We start from the raw sequence: 18,752 nt of genomic DNA, 5'->3' as shown, positions 1-18,752 counted from the left end.
GGTGGCGAAGGCTAAGCGCGTTCGGCATTCTCAGGTCCGTTGTTCGAGTTCGCCCCGCTGGGCGGCGCGCAGCAACTGCTGCCGTAGTTCCCTCGCGTGCCTGCGGCTCACCGGCACGTCGCCGAGGTCGGTGTGTGCCAGCAGGCCACCCACGGAATCGCTGCGCAGTTCGCGCACCGCCGCGAGCGCGACGAGGAAGCCGCGATGCGTGCGCACGAAACCCGCGCCAGACCAGTACTCCTCGAGTCGCGAGATGGGCATCCGCACCAGATGCACACCGGAACGGGCGTGCAGCCTCACGTAGTCGCCGTGCGCCTCGACGAACTGCACGTCCCTGCGTGGCACATACCTGGTGCGGCCGCCCGATTCCACCGGCAGCGCCGCCATCGCGTCTGGGGCGCCGCGTTGCTGGTTGGGCTCCTCGCTGTGGCTGAACCGGCCGACCCTGGTGAGCGCCTCGGCCAGGCGTTCGGCTCGCACCGGCTTGAGCAGGTAATCGACCGCTCCGATGCCGAAGGCGGCGACCGCGTGCTCCTCGTAAGCGGTGACGAAGACGATCACGGGTGGGGTAGCCAGTTTCCTCAGCAGCGCCGCAAGTTCGAGACCGTCGAGTCCAGGCATCGAGATGTCGAGGAACACCGCGTCGAACTCGTCGCTGCGCAGGAGTTTCAGTGCGGAAAGCGGATCGCCCGCCGCGACGACGTCCGACACTTCCGGAGCTTCCCGCAGCATGCCGCACAGGTCCTCCAGCGCGGCCGGTACGTCGTCGATCGCGAGCACCCGCAACCCCTGTCCTGTCTCGGTCACGGCATCACTCCCGGCTGGAATCTCGGTACTCGCACGATGACCCGGGTGCCCTCGTCCGGCGCCGTCTCGACGACGAGCCCGAACCAGGGTCCGTAGACGTTGCGCAGTCGCCTGTCGACGTTCGCAAGACCCATGCTCGTTGCCGCACCACCCCCCGCCAACAGGGCCTTCGCATGTTCGGGGTCCATACCGGCACCGTCGTCCTCGACGCTGATGACGCAGTCCGTGCCCTCGGCCTCGCCGAGGACCTGCACGGTACCGCCGCCTGACCGCCGTTCGATGCCGTGCCTGACCGCGTTCTCCACGAGGGGTTGCAGCACGAGGTAGGGGATGGCTACGGCGAGCACTTCGGGCGCGACGCGCACCTGCACCCGGAGTCGGTCACCGAGCACAGCCCGTTGCAGGGCAAGGTAGGTCTCGATGGCGTGGAACTCGTCGGCGACCGTCGTGTACTCGCCGTGGCTGGCGAGGCTGTACCGGATGTAGTCGGCGAAGTCCAGCATGAGTTCGCGGGAGCGGGCGGGGTCGGGCCGTACGAGACCCGCGATGACCGTGAGCGCGTTGTAGACGAAATGGGGTGAGATCTCCGCTCGCAACGCGCGCAACTCGGCCTCGGCGGCGTGCTCGGCGGAGGCCTCCAGCCTGCCCCGTTCCAGCGCCGCGACCAGCAGCTGCGCCACCTCGTTGAGCGCGGTCAACCGGGCGGTTCCCGCGACCACCAGCACGCCCGCGAGTTCGTCGTGCACGATCAGCGGAAGTGCGACGACCTCAGCTCGCCTTGCCCGGTTCTCGGTGTGCAACACCTCGTCCACCAGCGCGGCGGTGTCGACGTCGCCTGGCAGGCTGCCCGCCTGCACCATGCTTCCGGAAAGATCGGCGAGGCCGACGCCGTCGGCCGCCAGGAGCTTGCGGATGCCGCGTGCCGCTGCCCGTACCCTCGGTCCGGAAAGGCCGTCGACCAGGTCGTCGGAGACGTGCCGCGCGGTCTCCAGGATCGAGCCAGGATCGCGCAGGCGCCGCGACCAGGGGATGCCCTTGGCCGGGCCGTCCTCCGCAGGCATGGACATGCTCGCTCCCAGCTGCGCCGACGGGTCCCTGCGAATCTAACCGCCGTGCCGGGCGGCGGGAAGGGCAGGAAGGGCGAACGGAAACGAACCGTCACCGAACTCGCCAACGGGTAGGTTTCGGGCATTACGGGCTGTGCTGAAGTGTGGTGAAGGCCCATAATTGCCGTGGTGATGTCACGATGGCGCTACGGGACGAGGAGCGGCGGCAGCTTGCCGAGCTAGAGCGCAGGCTGGCCCAGCACGATCCGCGCCTTGCCCAGCGGCTTTCCCGGCTGCGCCCGTTCGCGCTGTCGTCCACCGCACTGGCCGTTGTCGCGCTGTTGGTGTGCTTCGTCGTCGGTCTGGCTGTCGTCGCCATCGGCACGGAGATCGGCTCGCTGCCGGTCGGCATCGTCGGCGCGATCGTCGGAGTCGGCCTCCCCACATTGCTCATCTGGCGGCTCTGGCTGCGCCGGCTCCGGTAAAAGTTGATCTTGAAATCTCGTCGGCTGGTCGGCTGCCAGTAAGATCATGGGGAAGCGCGCCGGAACATTCGCCTGAGCGAGAGGGTCTGACGAGACGAGATGAGTATCGAGTCCCCAGCCAGGTCGAAACTGTTCCGCCGGGCGTCCTGGAGCGAGTGGCGGCAGGTCGCCGACATCCTCCGGCAGGAGACCGTCGGCGGGATGCTGCTGCTCTTCGGCGCCGTCGTGGCGCTGGTGTGGGCGAACTCACCCTGGTCGCAGGCCTACACGTGGCTGAGGGAACTCACCGTCGGCCCGCACGCGCTGCATCTGGACCTGACGTTGTCACAGTGGGCGGCCGACGGTCTGCTCGCCATCTTCTTCTTCGTCGTCGGCCTGGAACTCAAACGCGAGTTCGTCGCGGGCGACCTGCGCGATCCCCGGCGGGCGGCGCTGCCGGTGGCCGCGGCACTCGGCGGTGTCGTCGCTCCCGCGCTCATCTTCGTCCTGGTCAACCTGGGCGACAGTTCGGCGTTGCGCGGCTGGGCGATTCCGACGGCCACCGACATCGCGTTCGCCGTGGCAGTGCTCGCCGTGGTCGGCCGCTGCCTGCCCTCGGCGCTGCGGATGTTCCTGCTCACCTTGGCCGTCGTGGACGACCTGGTGGCGATCCTGATCATCGCGATCTTCTACACCGACGACCTCGCGCCGCTGCCGTTGCTGCTGGCGCTGCTGCCGCTGGGCCTGTTCACGCTGCTCGTGCAGCGGCGGGTTCGGTCGTGGTGGCTGCTGATCCCGCTCGGTGTGGTCGCGTGGGCGCTGGTGCACGCCTCCGGAGTGCACGCCACTGTCGCGGGCGTGTTGCTCGGCTTCGCCGTGCCCGCGCTGCGCAGGCGCGGTGAGGCGGTCGGCCTCGCCGAGCACTTCGAACACCGCTGGCGGCCCATCTCGGCAGGCGTGGCGGTGCCCGTCTTCGCCCTGTTCGCCGCGGGCGTCGCCTTCGGCGGGCTCGCAGGCCTGCGCACCGCGCTCACCGACCCGGTGGCGGTCGGCATCGTTGCGGGGTTGGTCCTGGGCAAGGCGATCGGCATCTTCGGGACCACCTACCTCATGGGCCGGTTCACCAGGGCGGAACTCGACGGCGACATCGCGTGGGTCGATGTGCTCGGTCTCGCCGTCCTCGGTGGTATCGGCTTCACCGTGTCGCTGCTGGTGGGTGACCTTGCCTTCGGTGCGGGCACCGCGCGCGACGAGTACGTCAAGATCGCGGTGCTCACCGGGTCGGTGCTGGCGGCGCTGATCGCCACGGTCATCCTGCGACTGCGCAACCGGGTCTACCGGCGGGTCTACGAGAAGGAGACCAGGGACACCGACCTCGACGGCATCCCGGATGTGTTCGAGGAGGACGAACCGGACTCCTCGGGCGAAACCGATCGGCGGAACCCGCTCGACGAGGCGTCCGGCGCCGAACGCTCGAGCGGGTGAGCCGGAGCGCGGTAAAGGCCCCTCGTCCAGGCGGACCCATGCTCCAGCAGCCACGTCACTGGCCTAGACTCGGACTGCGGTTCCGCAGGCCGATGGTCGGGCGGAGCCTGTCCAGATTCCGACACTGTCCCGGCTAGGAGAAAACCTTGAAGAGCACCGTCGAGCAGCTGAGCCCGACGCGCGTGAAGATCAATGTCGAGGTGCCGTTCGACGAGCTCAAACCGAACTTCGACCGCGCCTATCGCAAGATCGCTCAGCAGGTCCGGATCCCCGGTTTCCGTCCGGGCAAGGCACCCGCCCGCGTCCTGGAGAGCCGGATCGGCCGTGCGCCTGTGCTCGACGAGGTGGTCAACGAGGCCATCCCCGCGAAGTACCTCGAGGCCGTTCGAAGCGGCGACGTACGCACCCTTGGTCAGCCGGACTTCGAGGTGACCAAACTCGAGGACCGCGATGTGCTGGAGTTCAGCGCCGAGGTGGATGTGCGTCCCGACATCACGCTGCCCGACCTCGGCGACATCACGGTCACGGTGGACGACGTGGAGCTCGAGGAGTCGGAGGTCGACGAGCAACTCGACGAGCTGCGGGCCCGCTTCGGCACGCTGACCGGAGTCGACCGGCCCGCACAAAGCGGTGACTTCGTCTCCATCGACCTGTCGGCCACCGTCGACGGTGAGGAGATTCCCGACGCTTCCACCAGCGGGCTTTCCTACGAGATCGGTTCGGGTCAGCTGGTCGAGGGCATCGACGAAGCGATTATCGGGGCGAACGAGGGCGAGCAGAAGACCTTCACCACGAAACTGCTGGCGGGCGAGCACGTGGGTAAGGACGCCGAGGTGACGGTGACCGTCAACTCGATCAAGCAGCGGGAGCTGCCCGAGCCCGACGACGAGTTCGCGCAGCTCGCCAGCGAGTTCGACACCCTGGAGGAGCTCAAGGAGGACCTGCGTGAGCGGCTGCGGCGGATGAAGCGCATGCAGCAGGGAGTGCAGGCCAGGGACAAGGTCCTCGACGCGCTGCTCGAGCGAGTGGATGTTCCGCTTCCGGAGACGATCCTGGAATCCGAGATCGCCAACCGCAAGCACGACGCGGTGCACCCGTTCGACCACGACGAGGAAGCGTTCAAGCGTTCGTTGGAGTCCGAGGGCAAGTCGTTCGAGGAGTTCGAGGACGAGGTGCGCAAGGAAGCGGAGAAGTCCGTGCGTACCCAGCTGCTGCTCGACGCCGTCGCCGACGCCGAGGACGTCTCCGTCAACGACGCCGAACTCACCGAGCGCATCGTCTACCAGGCCCAGCGGTTCGGGATGAGCCCGGACCAGTACGTCTCGCAGGCACAGCAGTCCGGTCAGCTGGGGGCCATCTATGCCGACGTCCGTCGTGGCAAGGCGCTCGCCTCGGTGGTGCGAGGTGTGACCGTGACCGACGAGGCGGGCAACACCGTGGACCTGACGGACCTGTTCGGTCCAGCCGAGACCGAGACCGAGGGCGAGGGCGAGGGCGCAGCCGAGGACGAGGAGCGCGACGAAGCTACCCCGTCGAGTGATGCCGACGAGGCGGGCACCACGGGAGAGGCTGCTTCCAGCTCCGACAAGTGACCCTTTCTCATGCTCTGAGCGAACTCGGGCGGTGTCAGGCATCCTGCGCCGCCCGAGTTGGTTAGGGTCGGTTACAAGATCTCAGACTCCTGAAAAGGCAGGCAGACGTGACGCAGCACATGCCAGAGGGGCGAACCAGCACAGCGGGGCTCAACCTGACCGACTCGGTGTACGAGCGGCTGCTTCAGGAGCGCATCGTCGTGCTGGGCTCCGAGGTCAACGACGAGGTCGCCAACCGCATCACCGCGCAGCTGCTGCTGCTGGCCGCCGAGGACTCGCAGGCCGACATCCGGTTCTACATCAACTCGCCGGGCGGGTCGGTGACGGCCGGTTTCGCGATCTACGACACGATGCAACTCATCGAGCCCGACGTGGCCACGTATGCGATGGGGTTGGCCGCGTCCATGGGCCAGTTCCTGCTCTCCTCGGGTACTCCCGGTAAGCGCTACGCGCTACAGCACGCGCGCATCCTGATGCACCAGCCTTCGGCGGGTGTCGGCGGCACCGCTTCCGACATCGCCATCCAGGCCGAGGTGTTCAGCAAGTGGAAGTACGAGCTGGCGAAGATCACCGCTGAGCAGACGGGCCAGACCGTGGAGCAGATCATTGCCGATGGTGACCGCGACCGGTGGTTCACGGCCGAGGAAGCCAAGGACTACGGCTTCGTGGACCAGGTGCTGACCCGCGAGCACCCGCATCCGAACTCGAACTCCAACTGACCGGGTACGGCAGGAGCGAAAACACTATGACCAGTCCATATCTTCCGCAGTCCCGGTACGTGCTGCCCTCCTACGTGGAGCGCACCAGCTACGGGGTCAAGGAGTCCAACCCGTACAACAAGTTGTACGAGGAGCGGCAGATCATGCTGGGGGTGCAGGTGGACGACGCGTCGGCCAACGACGTGATGGCCCAGCTGCTGCACCTGGAGCACGAGGACCCCGACCGCGACATCATCATCTACATCAACTCCCCGGGTGGCTCCTTCACGGCGCTCATGGCGATCTACGACACCATGCAGTACGTGCGCCCCGACATCCAGACGGTCTGCCTCGGCCAGGCCGCATCCGCGGCGGCCGTGTTGCTCGCGGCCGGGACGAAGGGTAAGCGGCTCGCCCTGCCCAACTCCCGCGTGCTGATCCACCAGCCCGCCACTGAGGGCGCCTACGGTCAGGTGTCGGACCTGGAGATTCAGGCGAGGGAGATCCAGCGGGTCCGGCGACTGATGGAGACCACGCTGGCCAAGCACACGAACAAGTCGGCGGATGAGGTCCGCGCCGACATCGAGCGCGACAAGATCCTCACCCCGGAGGAGGCCAAGGAGTACGGCATCATCGACGAGGTGCTGTCGTACCGGAAGGCATCCGCCGAAGCCTGACGTTCCGGATGGGTGCGTGTCGGCTGCCGACACGCACCCATCCGCGGTACTAGGGTTGGCCCGCGCGCGTCCGAATTGCCTTTAGGCTCCCGCCGGGCGCGTTGGGCGGGTACCGTCAGTGGCAACGCACGAGTCAGGTGTTCATGGGCACCGGAGGGGACGAGGTCAGCGGTCATGGCAAGGATCGGCGACGGCGGAGACCTGCTGAAGTGCTCCTTTTGTGGCAAGAGCCAGAAACAGGTGAAGAAGCTCATCGCCGGGCCTGGCGTCTACATCTGTGACGAATGCATCGACCTCTGTAACGAGATCATCGAGGAAGAGCTCGCCGAGGCGGGTGATGTCAAGCTCGACGAGCTTCCCAAGCCCGCCGACATCCATGAGTTTCTCGAGCAGTACATCATCGGGCAGGACGAGGCCAAGCGGACGCTGGCGGTAGCGGTCTACAACCACTACAAGCGCATCCAGTCCGAGGGCAAGAATTCCAAGGACTCCAAGGACGAGCCCGTGGAGCTGGCCAAGTCGAACATTCTCATGCTTGGCCCTACCGGGTGCGGCAAGACCTATCTGGCGCAGACGCTGGCGAAGCTGCTGAACGTGCCGTTCGCCATCGCGGATGCCACGGCGCTGACCGAGGCGGGTTACGTCGGCGAGGATGTCGAGAACATCCTGCTGAAGCTCATTCAGGCGGCGGACTACGACGTCAAGCGGGCCGAGACGGGCATCATCTACATCGACGAGGTCGACAAGATCGCGCGCAAGTCCGAGAACCCCTCGATCACACGCGATGTCTCCGGTGAGGGCGTGCAGCAGGCCCTGCTGAAGATCCTCGAGGGCACCACCGCCTCGGTGCCGCCACAGGGTGGTCGCAAGCACCCGCACCAGGAGTTCATTCAGATCGACACCACGAACGTGCTGTTCATCGTCGCGGGCGCGTTCGCTGGCCTCGAGAAGATCATCAATGACCGGATCGGAAAGCGCGGGCTCGGCTTCGGGGCGGAGATTCGCACCAAGCGCGAGATCGAGGAAAGCGACGTCTTCAGCGAGACCATGCCCGAAGATTTGATCAAGTTCGGGCTGATCCCCGAGTTCATCGGCAGGTTGCCGGTCGTCGCCAGCGTGACGAACCTGGACAAGCCTTCGCTGGTGCAGATCCTCACCCAGCCGCGCAATGCCTTGACCAAGCAGTACAAGCGCCTGTTCGAGATGGACAACGTCGAGCTCGAGTTCACCAAGACCGCGCTCGAGGCTATCGCCGACCAGGCCCTGCTGCGCGGCACCGGTGCCAGGGGGCTGCGCGCGATCATGGAGGAGGTGCTGCAGCCGGTGATGTACGACATCCCGAGCCGCGACGACGTGGCCAAGGTCGTCATCACGGAGCAGACCGTCCGGGAGAACGTCAACCCGACGATCGTGTCGCGTCAGCCGTCACGGCGGCAGCGAGAGCGCGGCGAGAAGTCGGCCTGAGCCGGTGCGCATGGCTCGCTGAGCAACCATGATGCCGACGCCGGAGTCTCGCGACAGTGAGCGTGCAGAGGTCGCGGAGCTGTGGCGGGACATGGTCGCGGTAGGGCGGTTGCGGCATCCGCGTACTCACCTTGGCATCATCGTGGTGCTTGGGGTGCTGGGTGCCGTCTGCTTGCTGGCGACGATCACCAGAATGTCTGCCCTGCCGTTGGTGCCGTTGCTGCCACTGGCCGTCGCTGCTTACTCCGCGTGGCGAGCCCGCAACGCTTCGAGCGATCGGAGTCTCCTCTGGTGGGTGATGCTGCTGCTCTTGAGCGTCGCCGTCTGTATATGGCTTGTGGCGCTTGTGGGCCGTATTCTCCAGTGAAGGTTTGCCTGCCGGGTTCTGTGGATAGCCCGTTTGGGTTAAAGAGCGTCGACCGAATTGGGACACGGTTGTAGTGACAGCGATAGGCGAGCTGGGTGCGGGTGGATTCTCGCATCAAGCGCTGCTTTATCACGATGGCCCTGGTTATCTCGCGAGTACCGTTTCGTTCGTGCTGGACGGGCTGGACGCAGGGGTGCCGGTCGCCGTCGTGGTGCCTGGGCCGAACCTGGATCGCATCGAGGCCGCGCTGGGTTCGGCGGCGCGGCAGGTCCGCCTGCTGGACATGACGGACGTCGGCCGCAACGCCGGTCGCCTCATCCCCTCAGTTCTGCACGACTTCGCCGACGCTCACCACAGCAATGTCCGAATCGTAGGCGAGCCGATCTGGCCGGAACGCTCGAACGAGGAGTACGCGGCCTGCGTCCAGCACGAAGCGTTGCTCAACGCCGCCTTCGCCGGGTCGGCGGCGAACATTCTCTGTCCCTACGACGCCTCGCGGCTGTCCGCACAGGCAATTGCAGACGCGCACGCAACCCACCCGATAATCGCGGACGAGTCAGGTACGCGAGCCAGCAAGGCATACGCGCCCGATGGTGCCTTATCGCGATACAACCTGCCGCTGACAGCCCCGAGCGACGCCGAGGAGCTGCCGTTCGACCTCGGCAGCCTCACCAAGGCCCGGCACTTCGCGGTCGCCCGTGGTGCCGCGTTCGGCCTCAGTGAGGACCGGCTGGACGACCTCGCACTTGCCGTCGCGGAGTTGTGTGCCAACAGCGTCCAGCACGGTGGCGGCACGGGCACGCTGTGGGTGTGGCGCGAGCAAGATCATGTCGTCGCGCAGGTCCACGACCGCGGGCACCTGAAAGATCCCCTTGCCGGGCGGCGGCCCGTGAGCCCGCACCGGGCAGGCGGCCGAGGCCTGCTGCTCGTCCACCAGGTCGTCGACCTGGTTCGCACCCATTCGACACCCGAGGGCACCACCACCCGCGTCTACCTGCGCCTCTGATCGCGCTCAGGACCCCTGGCGAACGGGCTTAGGGGCGTGCCTGCCGAGGAAGGCGACCAGCCCGGGTGCGACCCGGCTGAAGAATTCCCCGTTGTGTTTGCCCTCGGCTATGAACGCCACTTCGGGATTGGTCGCGCTGATGAACCGGCGTGTCCCTGAGATGAACGGGTCCTGCGTGCCACACCACACGCCTATCGGCACGTCGCCAATGTCCTGGATGTGCCGCAGCGGGTCCATCGATGCCCAATCGAGGGGCCCGTTGAAGGCGCGGCGCTTGCGCATCTGCTGCCAACTGGTCAGCAGGGCGGGCGAGATGGCACCGACCGCCCTTAGCCGGCTGCGCCGCTGCGCACGGTGCCTGGCATAGAGCAGCGAGCCGAAGCCGCCCATCGAAATGCCCGCGCACGCGAACGGGATTCCACCCTCCCCGGAAAGGCGCAGTTCCTTCAGCCAGTTCGGCACCTCTAGCAGCAGCATGCCCATGGGGTCGTCGCCCGGTCTGTGCTCGTGCCAGTAGCTGTCACCGCCGTCGACGGCGAGGAAGCCGAACGGAGGCACCCTTCCGCGTGCCACCGCGCCGGCCAGGCACTGGGCCAGCCCCTCCGGCGCCGCCGTGCGTGCCGACCCGTGGCGGCCGTGCAGCAGCAGAGAGATCGGCATTCCTGCCGGTGGGTTCCGGGTCGGCAGTGTCAGCGCCAGCTCGACCCAGCGGCCGCGAGCACGCGAGTAAACCCGTTCCAGCCGGGTGAAACCGGTCCCCGACAGCGGGGAGGACAGGGTGATCGAACGTCGTAACGCCCAGTCCAGTGATTGGGAACCCGCGTTGAAGGACGCCGCGCCCGCCGCGATCCCGCCCAGTGCTCCCAGCAGCAGACCACGTCTGCCGATCCGGTACCGCTTCGGCTCGTCGGTGTCCGCGGCGGACACGCACCACCCCGCAAGCTCGTTGTCGAACCAGGACGGCACTAGCCTTCCATGATCCGCTTTTCGCCCGTGTAAAGGTTCATGCTCTGTCCTCGTAGGAACCCGACGAGCGTCATCCCGTTCTCCTCCGCGAGTTCGACAGCAAGCGACGACGGTGCGGAGACCGCCGCGAGCATCGGAATACCCGCCATGGCTGCCTTTTGCACCAGTTCGAAGGAGGCGCGGCCGGAGACCAGCAGCCCGCAGTCCGCCAGCGGGACCCCGCGCTCCAGCAGCGCCCACCCCAGCACCTTGTCCACGGCGTTGTGCCTGCCGACGTCCTCCCGCACGGTCAGCAAGGAGCCGTCCGACGTGAACAGCCCGGCCGCGTGCAGGCCCCCGGTGGCCGCGAAGACCCGCTGCCGAGCACGCAACACGTCCGGCAGTTCGGCCAGCAGGTTCGGGGTGATGGTGAACGGCGAACCGGACGGCGAATACCTGGTCCTCAGTTTCACGGCGGCAAGCGCGGCCTTGCCGCACACGCCGCAGGAAGAGGTGGTGTAGAAGTTGCGCTCGACGCCGGTCTCGGGTGGCGGTACCCCGTCGGCGAGCGCGATGTCGAGCACGTTGTATGTGTTGCGGCCCTGGTCGTCGAGGCTGTCGCAGTAGCGGGCGAGCGCGACGTCCTCGCTGGCACCGATGACCCCTTCCGAGAGCAGGAAGCCGTGCGCGAGTTCGACGTCGTGTCCAGGGGTGCGCATGGTGACGGCGAGTGGCTTTCCGGAGACCCGGATCTCGAGCGGCTCCTCGGCGGCGAGCGCGTCCGGCCTGCGCCGCATGCCGTGCGAGGTCAACATCCGCACCGGCCTGCGTACCGTGACTCGGCCCATGGGGCACCACTCCTCGCGATCCCAATATTCGACAGGTACTTGCTGTGTCCGTGGCGTTGCTGTATACATTCGCCGGCGCGATACGCATACAGTTAGACAGTATTCAGTCTACGGAGGTGTCGGAGTGGCACTCGGCTTCCTTGACCGTTCCCACAGCATCGCACCAGCGAATTGGAGTCGCTGGCTCATCCCACCCGCGGCGCTCTCCGTGCACCTGGCGATCGGGCAGGTCTACGCCTGGAGCGTGTTCAAACCTCCGCTCGAGGAAACGCTCGGGCTGAGCGGAACGCAGAGTGCTCTACCTTTCCAACTCGGCATCGTCATGCTCGGGCTGTCGGCGGCCTTCGGCGGGACGCTGGTCGAGCGCAACGGGCCACGCTGGGCCATGTTCGTGGCGATGTCATGCTTCTCCTCGGGGTTCCTCATCTCGGCGCTCGGCGCGGCGAGCTCGCAGTACTGGCTGGTCGTCCTCGGCTACGGGGTGGTAGGTGGGGTCGGGCTCGGAATCGGCTACATCTCGCCGGTCTCCACGCTGATCAAGTGGTTCCCCGACCGGCCTGGCATGGCCACGGGTATCGCCATCATGGGTTTCGGTGGTGGCGCGCTGATCGCGTCGCCGTGGTCTAGCCAGATGCTGGAGTCCTTCGGCACCGACAGCGCAGGGATCGCCACCACGTTCGCCGTTCACGGTGTGGTCTACGCGGTGTTCATGTCGATGGGCGTGCTGCTCGTCCGGGTTCCGGCGGAGGGCTGGCGTCCCGCGGGATGGAAACCCGGAAACGGTGACAGCGGGAACGCGATGGTCACCACGGGCAACGTGTCGGCCAACAACGCGCTGCGCACGCCGCAGTTCTGGCTGTTGTGGCTCATCCTGTGCCTCAACGTGACGGCGGGCATCGGCATTCTCGAGAAGGCCTCGCCGATGATCCGTGACTTCTTCGCCGAGACGTCGGTGCCCGTCGGTGTGGGCGCGGCCGCGGGATTCGTGGCGCTACTGTCGCTGACCAACATGCTGGGCCGCTTCGTCTGGTCGTCTACATCGGATATTGTCGGCAGGCGCAACATCTACCGGTTCTACCTCGGTGTCGGCGCGCTGTTGTACCTGGTCATCGCGTTGACGACGAACTCTTCCAAGATCGTGTTCATCCTCAGCGCCATGGTGATCCTTTCCTTCTACGGGGGTGGTTTCGCCACCATCCCCGCGTACCTGAAGGACCTGTTCGGCACCTACCAGGTCGGCGCCATCCACGGCAGGCTGCTCACCGCATGGTCGACGGCGGGTGTGCTGGGACCGCTGATCATCAATGCCATCGCCGACAGCCAGGAGGCGGCGGGCAAGACTGGTCCAGCGCTCTACACCACGTCGCTGTTCATCATGATGAGCCTGCTCATCGTCGGTTTCGTGGCCAATGAACTGGTTAGGCCGGTCGATCCGAAGTTCCACGAGCCGGTGGAGGATACCCCGCAGCTGTCCCGGAAGGAGTCGCAGTGAGCGAGCAGACGACGTCTCAACGCCGAGCGGGGCTGCTGGTCCTGGTGTGGGCCTGGGTGGGCCTGCCGTTCGCCTACGGGGTGTATGAACTCGTCCGCAAGGTGTTGCAGCTGATCGGCGGTTGACGCGGTAGTCGCCTCGGGCCTGGCAGCTTGACCGCCACGGGGGTGCTCACCCGGTGTTTGCTGGTGGTCCCTTCGCGTGACGGCGCGAGCTGCCGGGCCCGGCTAGGCTTTGCGGCATGCTCATCGCCGAAGACCTGCTACTGCTGCTGTTCGACGACAAGGCAGGAAAGCCCGTCGACGGGGTCTCGAATCTCGACTACTCCATGGCCGGGGCGGTGCTGATCGAGTTGGCCATGCTCGGTCGCATCGATGTGACAACCGATGCCGATGACGGCAAGTCCGGCAGACTGGTGATCCGGGACAGTACGCCCACCGGCGAGGCGACGCTGGACGAGTCGCTCGCCACTCTGTCCAAACTGGAGGGAAAGAAGCCGAAGGACGTCATCGGCCCACTTACCAAGGGCGGGCTCTCGCAGCGGCTGCTGGACGGACTCGTGCAACGGGGGATCCTGCGGCGGGAGCAGGGCAGGGTACTGGGGCTGTTCCCCACCACGCGGTGGCCCGCTCAAGACTCACGACACGAGCAGCGGACAAGGGCGGAGCTCAACCGAGTACTTGTCGACGGGCAGCAGCCCAACGAACGCACGACGGCGCTCGTCGCGTTGCTCGCGGGGATGGGTGTCACCAAGCAGGTTGTCGGCGGCAGGGACCCACGGCTCGTCGAGCGAAGGGCCACCGAGATCGCCGAGGGCAACTGGGCGGGCGACGCACTGCGCAGGGCCGTCGAGGAGATCACCTCCGCCGTGATGGCCGCGCTGTTCGTCCCGACGATCGTCACCGGCGCTACGTAGTCCGCGACCGTTGTCGCAGGCCACGGTCGATCAGCGTCACCACCAGCAGGGCCACGGCGATCAGCAGCAGCGCCGCCGCCATCCGGTGCAGGCCCGCCGCGCTGGGGTGCTCTCCGAAGCACACCGCGATCAGCGCCGACGAAGCCATGGCGCCGATGTACTGGGCGGTGCGGAACAACCCGCTGGCCGTCCCGATCAACCCGGCGGCTGCCTGGCTGTAAAGCGCGGTCTGGTTGGTCACGCTCGTCAGGCCCTGTGCGAGGCCGAACATCGCCGCCACCGCGACGAGCATCCCGGTCCACGAACTCGGCTGCACGAGCAGCAGCAACCCGGACCCTCCCGCCAGCGCCAGCACCGACAGCACCAGGCGTGCGCGCAGTCCGCTCGCGCGCCCGGAAAGGGCGGCGGCAGTCATCGCGACCACCGACATCGGAAGCAGCAGCAGGCCCGCGGCGACCTCCGACAATCCCCGGTCGGCCTGTAGCCACTGCACGTAGCCGAACATGATCGTGTAGATCGCCAGGAAGGCAAGGGCCTGCCGAAGATAGGTACGCAGTATGGGGCCGTTGGTGAGCACCCCGCGCACGTCGAGGCGAGATCGCGCGCCGGGCACCCGCCGATCGGACGGCAGCCACAGCCACGCCAGCACCATGGCGCCCACGGCCAGCGGAATGTTGACCGCGAAAATGGCGGGCCAGCCGAAGAAGCCGATCAGTGCGCCGCCGAGCGTGGGGCCGATGACCATGATGGTCTGGGCCGAGATCGACAGCACCGCCAGCACGCCCGCGGGCACGCCCGCCCCGGTGGCATCGGACTGCCTGCGCAGTACGGCCATCGCGGCGGGAAAGCCCGCGCAGGTGCCGAAGCCAAGCAGCATGCGCACGCCGATCAGCCAGTCGAGGGAAAGCGCGAACGTGCCTGCCAGCCCCGCCGCGGCGACGGCGGCCGCACCCGCGAGCAGGACCCGGCGCGGTCCCCACTTGTCAACCAGCACGCCCGCGATCGGCTGACCGATCGCGGTCGCGAGATAGAGGCTGGTGATCAGCCACGCCGTTTCGGCGGGTCCGGCGTCGAACGTCCGGCCGATAGGGACCAGCGCGACCGCGATCATCGTCGAGTTGATCGGGTTGAGCACCGCGCTGGCCACCAGCGGGGCTACCAGACGAGCCCCGATGGCGGGTTTGGTCGTGGTGGTCATCAACGCTGAGCGAGCCTGCGCAGCAGCGGCAGCACCTCGGCCAGCCGGTCCCGTTCCTGCTGCGTGAAGTCCTCGGCGAGTGCGGCGGCCAGCCACTCGTCGCGGTGTTGGTGCACGCCGAGCACCGTCTTCGTGCCCAGTTCGGAAAGCGAGATCACGGTGCGGCGCCCGTCGTCGGGGTCTCTGCTGCGGTTCAGGTAGCCCAACTCGTCGAGGGCCGCCAGCGTGGCCGACATCGACTGCTGCCTGACGTGTTCGGCGGCGGCCAACTCGGCCTGCGTGGTGGGCCCCTCCCTGTGCAGCCTGCCGAGCACGGCCGACTGGGCAGGGGTGAGCACGCCCGCGTTGTCGACCTGGCGAAGACGTCGCAGCAGTTGCCCGACCGCGCCGCGCAGTTGCCCGGCCAGTTCGGCAACCGAAGGAGGAACACCAGTCATAACATCAGCCTAGGCTGTGCAGTCTTGCCTGTGCATCGGAGCGCCGTGCACGGTCGGCACAGCGGGTTCGTAGACTTGTCGGCTGTGACGGAGAACGCGGCTCAGCAGCAAACCGACCTGCCCAGCGCCTGGAACCCGGCCGACGAGGAGGCCGGGATCTACCAGCGCTGGGTAGCCGCAGGCTATTTCGAGGCGGATTCGACATCGCGGAAGCCGCCCTTCACGATCGTGCTGCCGCCACCCAACGTCACCGGCAGCCTGCACATGGGCCACGCCCTCAACCACACGGTGATGGACGCCCTCACCCGGCGCAGGCGCATGCAGGGATACGAGGTGCTCTGGCTGCCGGGCATGGACCACGCGGGCATCGCCACCCAGAACGTCGTCGAGCGTGAACTGGCGAACCAGGGTATGTCGCGACACGACCTGGGCAGGGAGCGCTTCGTCGAGCGCGTCTGGGAGTGGAAGGCCGAGTACGGCGGCAAGATCCTCGACCAGATGAAGCGGCTCGGTGACGGCGTCGACTGGTCGCGCGAGCGCTTCACCATGGACGACGGTCTCTCCCGCGCCGTGCAGACGATGTTCAAGAAGCTGTACGACGACGACCTCATCTACCGTGCCGAGCGCATCATCAACTGGTGCCCGCGCTGCCAGACCGCGCTTTCCGACATCGAGGTGGACCACTCCGACGACGACGGCGAACTGGTCTCCATCCGTTACGGCGAGGGCGACAACGCCATAGTGGTGGCCACCACCCGTGCCGAGACCATGCTCGGCGACACGGCCGTCGCCGTGCACCCCGAAGACCAGCGCTACAGCCATCTCGTCGGCACGGAGGTGGAACTGCCGCTCACCGGCCGTCGCATCCCGATCGTCGCCGACGAGCACGTCGACCCCGAGTTCGGCTCCGGTGCGGTCAAGGTGACGCCAGCGCACGACCCCAACGACTTCGAGATCGGTAGGCGGCACGGCCTCCCGATGCCGTCCATCATGGACGAACGGGCGGTGATCACCGTGCCGGGGCCGTTCGAGGGCATGGACCGGTTCGAGGCACGGCCCGCCGTCGTCGCCGCGCTGCGCGAGCAGAGCAGGATTGTCGCGGAGAAGCGGCCCTACGTGCACGCGGTCGGCCACTGTTCCCGCTGCGACACCGTCATCGAGCCGAGGTTGTCGCTGCAGTGGTGGGTCAGCGTCGAGCCACTGGCACGTGCCGCGGGCGAGGCCGTGCGTGATGGACGCACCCTCGTGCACCCGCCCGAACTCGCCAAGCGCTACTTCGACTGGGTCGACAACATGCACGACTGGACCATCTCTCGCCAACTGTGGTGGGGCCACCGCATCCCGGTGTGGTACGGCCCGAACGGCGAGATGGTCTGTGTCGGCCCCGACGAGGAACCGCCGACCGGTGACGGCTGGCAGCAGGACCCGGATGTGCTGGACACCTGGTTCTCCTCGGGGCTGTGGCCGTTCTCAACGATGGGCTGGCCGGAGCGGACCGCCGACCTGGCCAAGTTCTATCCCACCAGCGTGCTGTCCACCGGCTACGACATCTTGTTCTTCTGGGTTGCCAGGATGATGATGTTCGGGCTGTACGCCATGGACGGGGTGCAACCGTTCGACCACATCTACCTGCACGGCCTGATCCGCGACGCCAGCGGCAAGAAGATGTCGAAGTCGCGGGGCAACGTGATCGACCCGCTGGACTGGATGGACCGTTTCGGCGCGGACGCCACGCGGTTCACGCTCGCCAGGGGAGCCAACCCCGGCGCCGACATGGCACTGGCCGAGGAATGGGCGGCCGGTTCGCGCAACTTCTGCACGAAGCTGTGGAACGCCAGCCGGTTCGCCATCATGAACGGTGCGAGCGTCGAACAGCCGTTGCCTGGTGCGGACCAACTCACCGAGGCCGACCGCTGGATACTGGGCAGGCTCGGCACGGTCGTTTCCGAAGCCGACGAGCTGATCGAGGACTTCCAGTTCGCCAAGGCGACCAACCTGCTCTATCACTTCACCTGGGACGAGCTGTGCGACTGGTACCTGGAGCTGGCCAAGGTGCAGCTCGCGGGCGAACACGCGGACTCGACCAGGCTCGTGCTCGGGCACGTGTTGGACACCGTGCTGCGGCTGCTGCACCCGTTCATTCCGTTCATCACCGAGCGACTGTGGACCACGTTGACCGGTGGTGAGTCGCTCGCGATCGCCAGCTGGCCGGTCCCGGCCGAGCTGGGCCTGCCGTCGCCCGATCCACAGGCCGACGCCCGTATCGAAGGCGTGCAGAAGCTGGTCACCGAGATTCGCCGGTTCCGTTCCGACCAGGGACTGAAGCCAGGCCAACGGGTGGCGACCAGGCTGGTCGGGCTCGGCTTCGCGACGCTTGTTGAACACGAGGAGTCGGTGCGCGCACTCGCGCGGCTGAGCGAGCCGGGGGAGAGGTTCACGGCCACGGCGTCGCTGGAGGTGGCGCTGTCAGCGGGCATGGTGACCGTCGAGGTGGACACCTCGGGCGCGATCGACGTGGCAGCGGAACGCAAGCGCTTGCTGAAGGACCTCGCGGCGGCGGAGAAGGAGCTCAAGCAGACCGAGGGCAAGCTGGGTAACCAGGCGTTCCTGGAGAAGGCGCCCGCGGATGTGGTGGACAAGATTCGCGCCCGCCGGGATACCGCCGCAGCCGATATCGAGCGCATCAACACCAGGCTGTCGAGCCTTCCCGCCTGACCCGCCGCGAGTCCCCCGCCCAGGACCGCGAGTTCTGCGTTCGGGACCGCGAGTTCTGCGTTCGGGACCGCGCCCCGCCTCTGTCGCGAATGGGGAACTCGCGGGCGAGAGCGGGGAACTCGCGGGCGAGAGCGGGGGACTCGCGGGGTGAGGGTGCGCGGGTTCGCGCTCCCGTGGTAGGCAGGGACCGTGATCGAAGCCGACCGAGACATCTGCATCGCCGCCGGGTTGTGCGCGATGACCGCGCCGGACGTGTTCGACCAGGACGACGACGGAATCGTGGTGGTGCGTGCCGACAACCCCGGACCCGGCAACGCCGAAGCCGTGCAGGAGGCCGTGGACTCGTGCCCGTCAGGAGCGCTCAGGCTGCGCGATACGTGAGCAGGTAGCGCCAGAACGCCAGGACCCGCACTCGACTACCGGGTAGCAGTCGGGCCGCGTCTCGCCTGATCTGGGCCAGCGACATGGTCTCCTCGTGCACCGGGGGCGAGGGCACTGGGTCCGGCCCACCGCCCAGCTCCTCGGCCGCGCGCACCGCCGCCCGCGCTACCACGTTGACCGGTGCCGCGGCGGCCCACCTCGAGTGCGGTGGTCG

20 protein-coding genes are annotated in these 18,752 nt (G+C 67.3%); 13 read left to right on the top strand and 7 right to left on the bottom strand.

Annotated features, from left to right (window positions below; genetic code table 11):
• Nucleotides 1-30 precede the first annotated feature (30 nt).
• Both FHU38_RS18070 and FHU38_RS18065 read right to left on the bottom strand, forming a co-directional pair.
• On the bottom strand, nt 31-807 hold the full coding sequence (locus FHU38_RS18070; protein ID WP_167172991.1) for a LytR/AlgR family response regulator transcription factor: 777 nt from the start codon (nt 805-807) through the stop codon (nt 31-33).
• Entirely contained in the window at nt 804-1,874 is a 1,071-nt protein-coding gene (locus FHU38_RS18065; RefSeq protein ID WP_390623303.1) for a sensor histidine kinase, read from the bottom strand. The genes FHU38_RS18070 and FHU38_RS18065 overlap by 4 nt, the downstream gene beginning before the upstream one ends.
• A 179-nt stretch (nt 1,875-2,053) precedes the next feature.
• Here FHU38_RS18065 and FHU38_RS18060 point away from each other — a divergent pair, with 179 nt between their 5' ends.
• The 8 genes from FHU38_RS18060 (at nt 2,054) to FHU38_RS18025 (ending at nt 9,606) form a co-directional block, all read left to right on the top strand.
• The gene (locus FHU38_RS18060) at nt 2,054-2,338 is read left to right on the top strand and encodes a DUF3040 domain-containing protein (RefSeq protein ID WP_167172989.1); all 285 of its coding nucleotides are present in this window, start codon (nt 2,054-2,056) and stop codon (nt 2,336-2,338) included.
• Between the two features lie 99 nt (nt 2,339-2,437).
• Entirely contained in the window at nt 2,438-3,802 is a 1,365-nt protein-coding gene (nhaA, locus tag FHU38_RS18055; protein ID WP_167172987.1) for a Na+/H+ antiporter NhaA, read from the top strand.
• A 146-nt stretch (nt 3,803-3,948) separates the two neighbouring features.
• On the top strand, nt 3,949-5,394 hold the full coding sequence (tig, locus tag FHU38_RS18050) for a trigger factor (protein ID WP_167172985.1): 1,446 nt from the start codon (nt 3,949-3,951) through the stop codon (nt 5,392-5,394).
• 119 nt (nt 5,395-5,513) lie between these two features.
• Nucleotides 5,514-6,113 (top strand): ClpP family protease, encoded by a 600-nt coding sequence (locus FHU38_RS18045; protein WP_009153305.1) that lies wholly within the window; start codon nt 5,514-5,516, stop codon nt 6,111-6,113.
• A 26-nt stretch (nt 6,114-6,139) separates the two neighbouring features.
• On the top strand, nt 6,140-6,769 hold the full coding sequence (locus FHU38_RS18040) for an ATP-dependent Clp protease proteolytic subunit (RefSeq protein WP_167172983.1): 630 nt from the start codon (nt 6,140-6,142) through the stop codon (nt 6,767-6,769).
• 174 nt (nt 6,770-6,943) lie between these two features.
• On the top strand, nt 6,944-8,233 hold the full coding sequence (gene clpX, locus FHU38_RS18035) for an ATP-dependent Clp protease ATP-binding subunit ClpX (RefSeq protein ID WP_167172981.1): 1,290 nt from the start codon (nt 6,944-6,946) through the stop codon (nt 8,231-8,233).
• 28 nt (nt 8,234-8,261) lie between these two features.
• Nucleotides 8,262-8,600: a hypothetical protein gene (locus FHU38_RS18030; protein ID WP_167172979.1), complete on the top strand. Its 339-nt coding sequence runs from the start codon at nt 8,262-8,264 to the stop codon at nt 8,598-8,600.
• Nucleotides 8,601-8,673: 73 nt separating this feature from the next.
• The gene (locus FHU38_RS18025; RefSeq protein ID WP_167172977.1) at nt 8,674-9,606 is read left to right on the top strand and encodes a sensor histidine kinase; all 933 of its coding nucleotides are present in this window, start codon (nt 8,674-8,676) and stop codon (nt 9,604-9,606) included.
• A 6-nt stretch (nt 9,607-9,612) separates the two neighbouring features.
• On the opposite strand, the gene FHU38_RS18020 is transcribed toward FHU38_RS18025, so the two are convergent.
• Both FHU38_RS18020 and fdhD read right to left on the bottom strand, forming a co-directional pair.
• Nucleotides 9,613-10,572 carry an alpha/beta hydrolase gene (locus FHU38_RS18020; protein WP_313886819.1) on the bottom strand — a complete coding sequence of 320 codons (960 nt, stop codon included), beginning with the start codon at nt 10,570-10,572 and terminating at the stop codon, nt 9,613-9,615.
• Nucleotides 10,572-11,399: a formate dehydrogenase accessory sulfurtransferase FdhD gene (gene fdhD, locus FHU38_RS18015; RefSeq protein WP_167172972.1), complete on the bottom strand. Its 828-nt coding sequence runs from the start codon at nt 11,397-11,399 to the stop codon at nt 10,572-10,574. Before fdhD ends, FHU38_RS18020 begins: the two co-directional genes overlap by 1 nt.
• A gap of 124 nt (nt 11,400-11,523) precedes the next feature.
• Here fdhD and FHU38_RS18010 point away from each other — a divergent pair, with 124 nt between their 5' ends.
• The 3 genes from FHU38_RS18010 (at nt 11,524) to FHU38_RS18005 (ending at nt 13,807) form a co-directional block, all read left to right on the top strand.
• Nucleotides 11,524-12,891, top strand: a complete 1,368-nt coding sequence (locus FHU38_RS18010) for an L-lactate MFS transporter (RefSeq protein WP_167172970.1) — start codon at nt 11,524-11,526, stop codon at nt 12,889-12,891.
• Nucleotides 12,888-13,016: an MFS transporter small subunit gene (locus tag FHU38_RS27795; RefSeq protein ID WP_279590285.1), complete on the top strand. Its 129-nt coding sequence runs from the start codon at nt 12,888-12,890 to the stop codon at nt 13,014-13,016. Before FHU38_RS18010 ends, FHU38_RS27795 begins: the two co-directional genes overlap by 4 nt.
• A 116-nt stretch (nt 13,017-13,132) precedes the next feature.
• Nucleotides 13,133-13,807, top strand: coding sequence for a GOLPH3/VPS74 family protein (locus FHU38_RS18005; RefSeq protein ID WP_167172968.1), 675 nt, complete (start codon nt 13,133-13,135; stop codon nt 13,805-13,807).
• Here FHU38_RS18005 and FHU38_RS18000 read toward each other — a convergent pair.
• A complete protein-coding gene (locus FHU38_RS18000) occupies nt 13,800-15,005 on the bottom strand; it encodes an MFS transporter (protein ID WP_208415728.1) in 1,206 nt (401 codons plus the stop codon). The genes FHU38_RS18005 and FHU38_RS18000 overlap by 8 nt on opposite strands.
• Nucleotides 15,005-15,442 carry a MarR family winged helix-turn-helix transcriptional regulator gene (locus FHU38_RS17995; protein ID WP_167172966.1) on the bottom strand — a complete coding sequence of 146 codons (438 nt, stop codon included), beginning with the start codon at nt 15,440-15,442 and terminating at the stop codon, nt 15,005-15,007. Before FHU38_RS17995 ends, FHU38_RS18000 begins: the two co-directional genes overlap by 1 nt.
• Nucleotides 15,443-15,526: 84 nt before the next feature.
• Between FHU38_RS17995 and FHU38_RS17990 the strand changes: the two genes are divergently transcribed.
• Together FHU38_RS17990 and FHU38_RS17985 are read left to right on the top strand one after the other, a co-directional pair.
• Entirely contained in the window at nt 15,527-18,157 is a 2,631-nt protein-coding gene (locus FHU38_RS17990; protein WP_167172963.1) for a valine--tRNA ligase, read from the top strand.
• Nucleotides 18,158-18,346: 189 nt separating this feature from the next.
• Nucleotides 18,347-18,538, top strand: a complete 192-nt coding sequence (locus tag FHU38_RS17985) for a ferredoxin (RefSeq protein WP_167172961.1) — start codon at nt 18,347-18,349, stop codon at nt 18,536-18,538.
• Here FHU38_RS17985 and FHU38_RS17980 read toward each other — a convergent pair.
• Nucleotides 18,519-18,710 carry a hypothetical protein gene (locus tag FHU38_RS17980; protein ID WP_167172959.1) on the bottom strand — a complete coding sequence of 64 codons (192 nt, stop codon included), beginning with the start codon at nt 18,708-18,710 and terminating at the stop codon, nt 18,519-18,521. The genes FHU38_RS17985 and FHU38_RS17980 overlap by 20 nt on opposite strands.
• Nucleotides 18,711-18,752 lie beyond the last annotated feature (42 nt).

Origin of the sequence: Saccharomonospora amisosensis (genome assembly GCF_011761185.1) — a bacterium.
In the GTDB taxonomy this organism is placed as follows: domain Bacteria; phylum Actinomycetota; class Actinomycetes; order Mycobacteriales; family Pseudonocardiaceae; genus Saccharomonospora_A; species Saccharomonospora_A amisosensis.
Note: the sequence above shows the minus strand (reverse complement) of the source record. Positions and strands in the feature narration are given on the sequence as shown.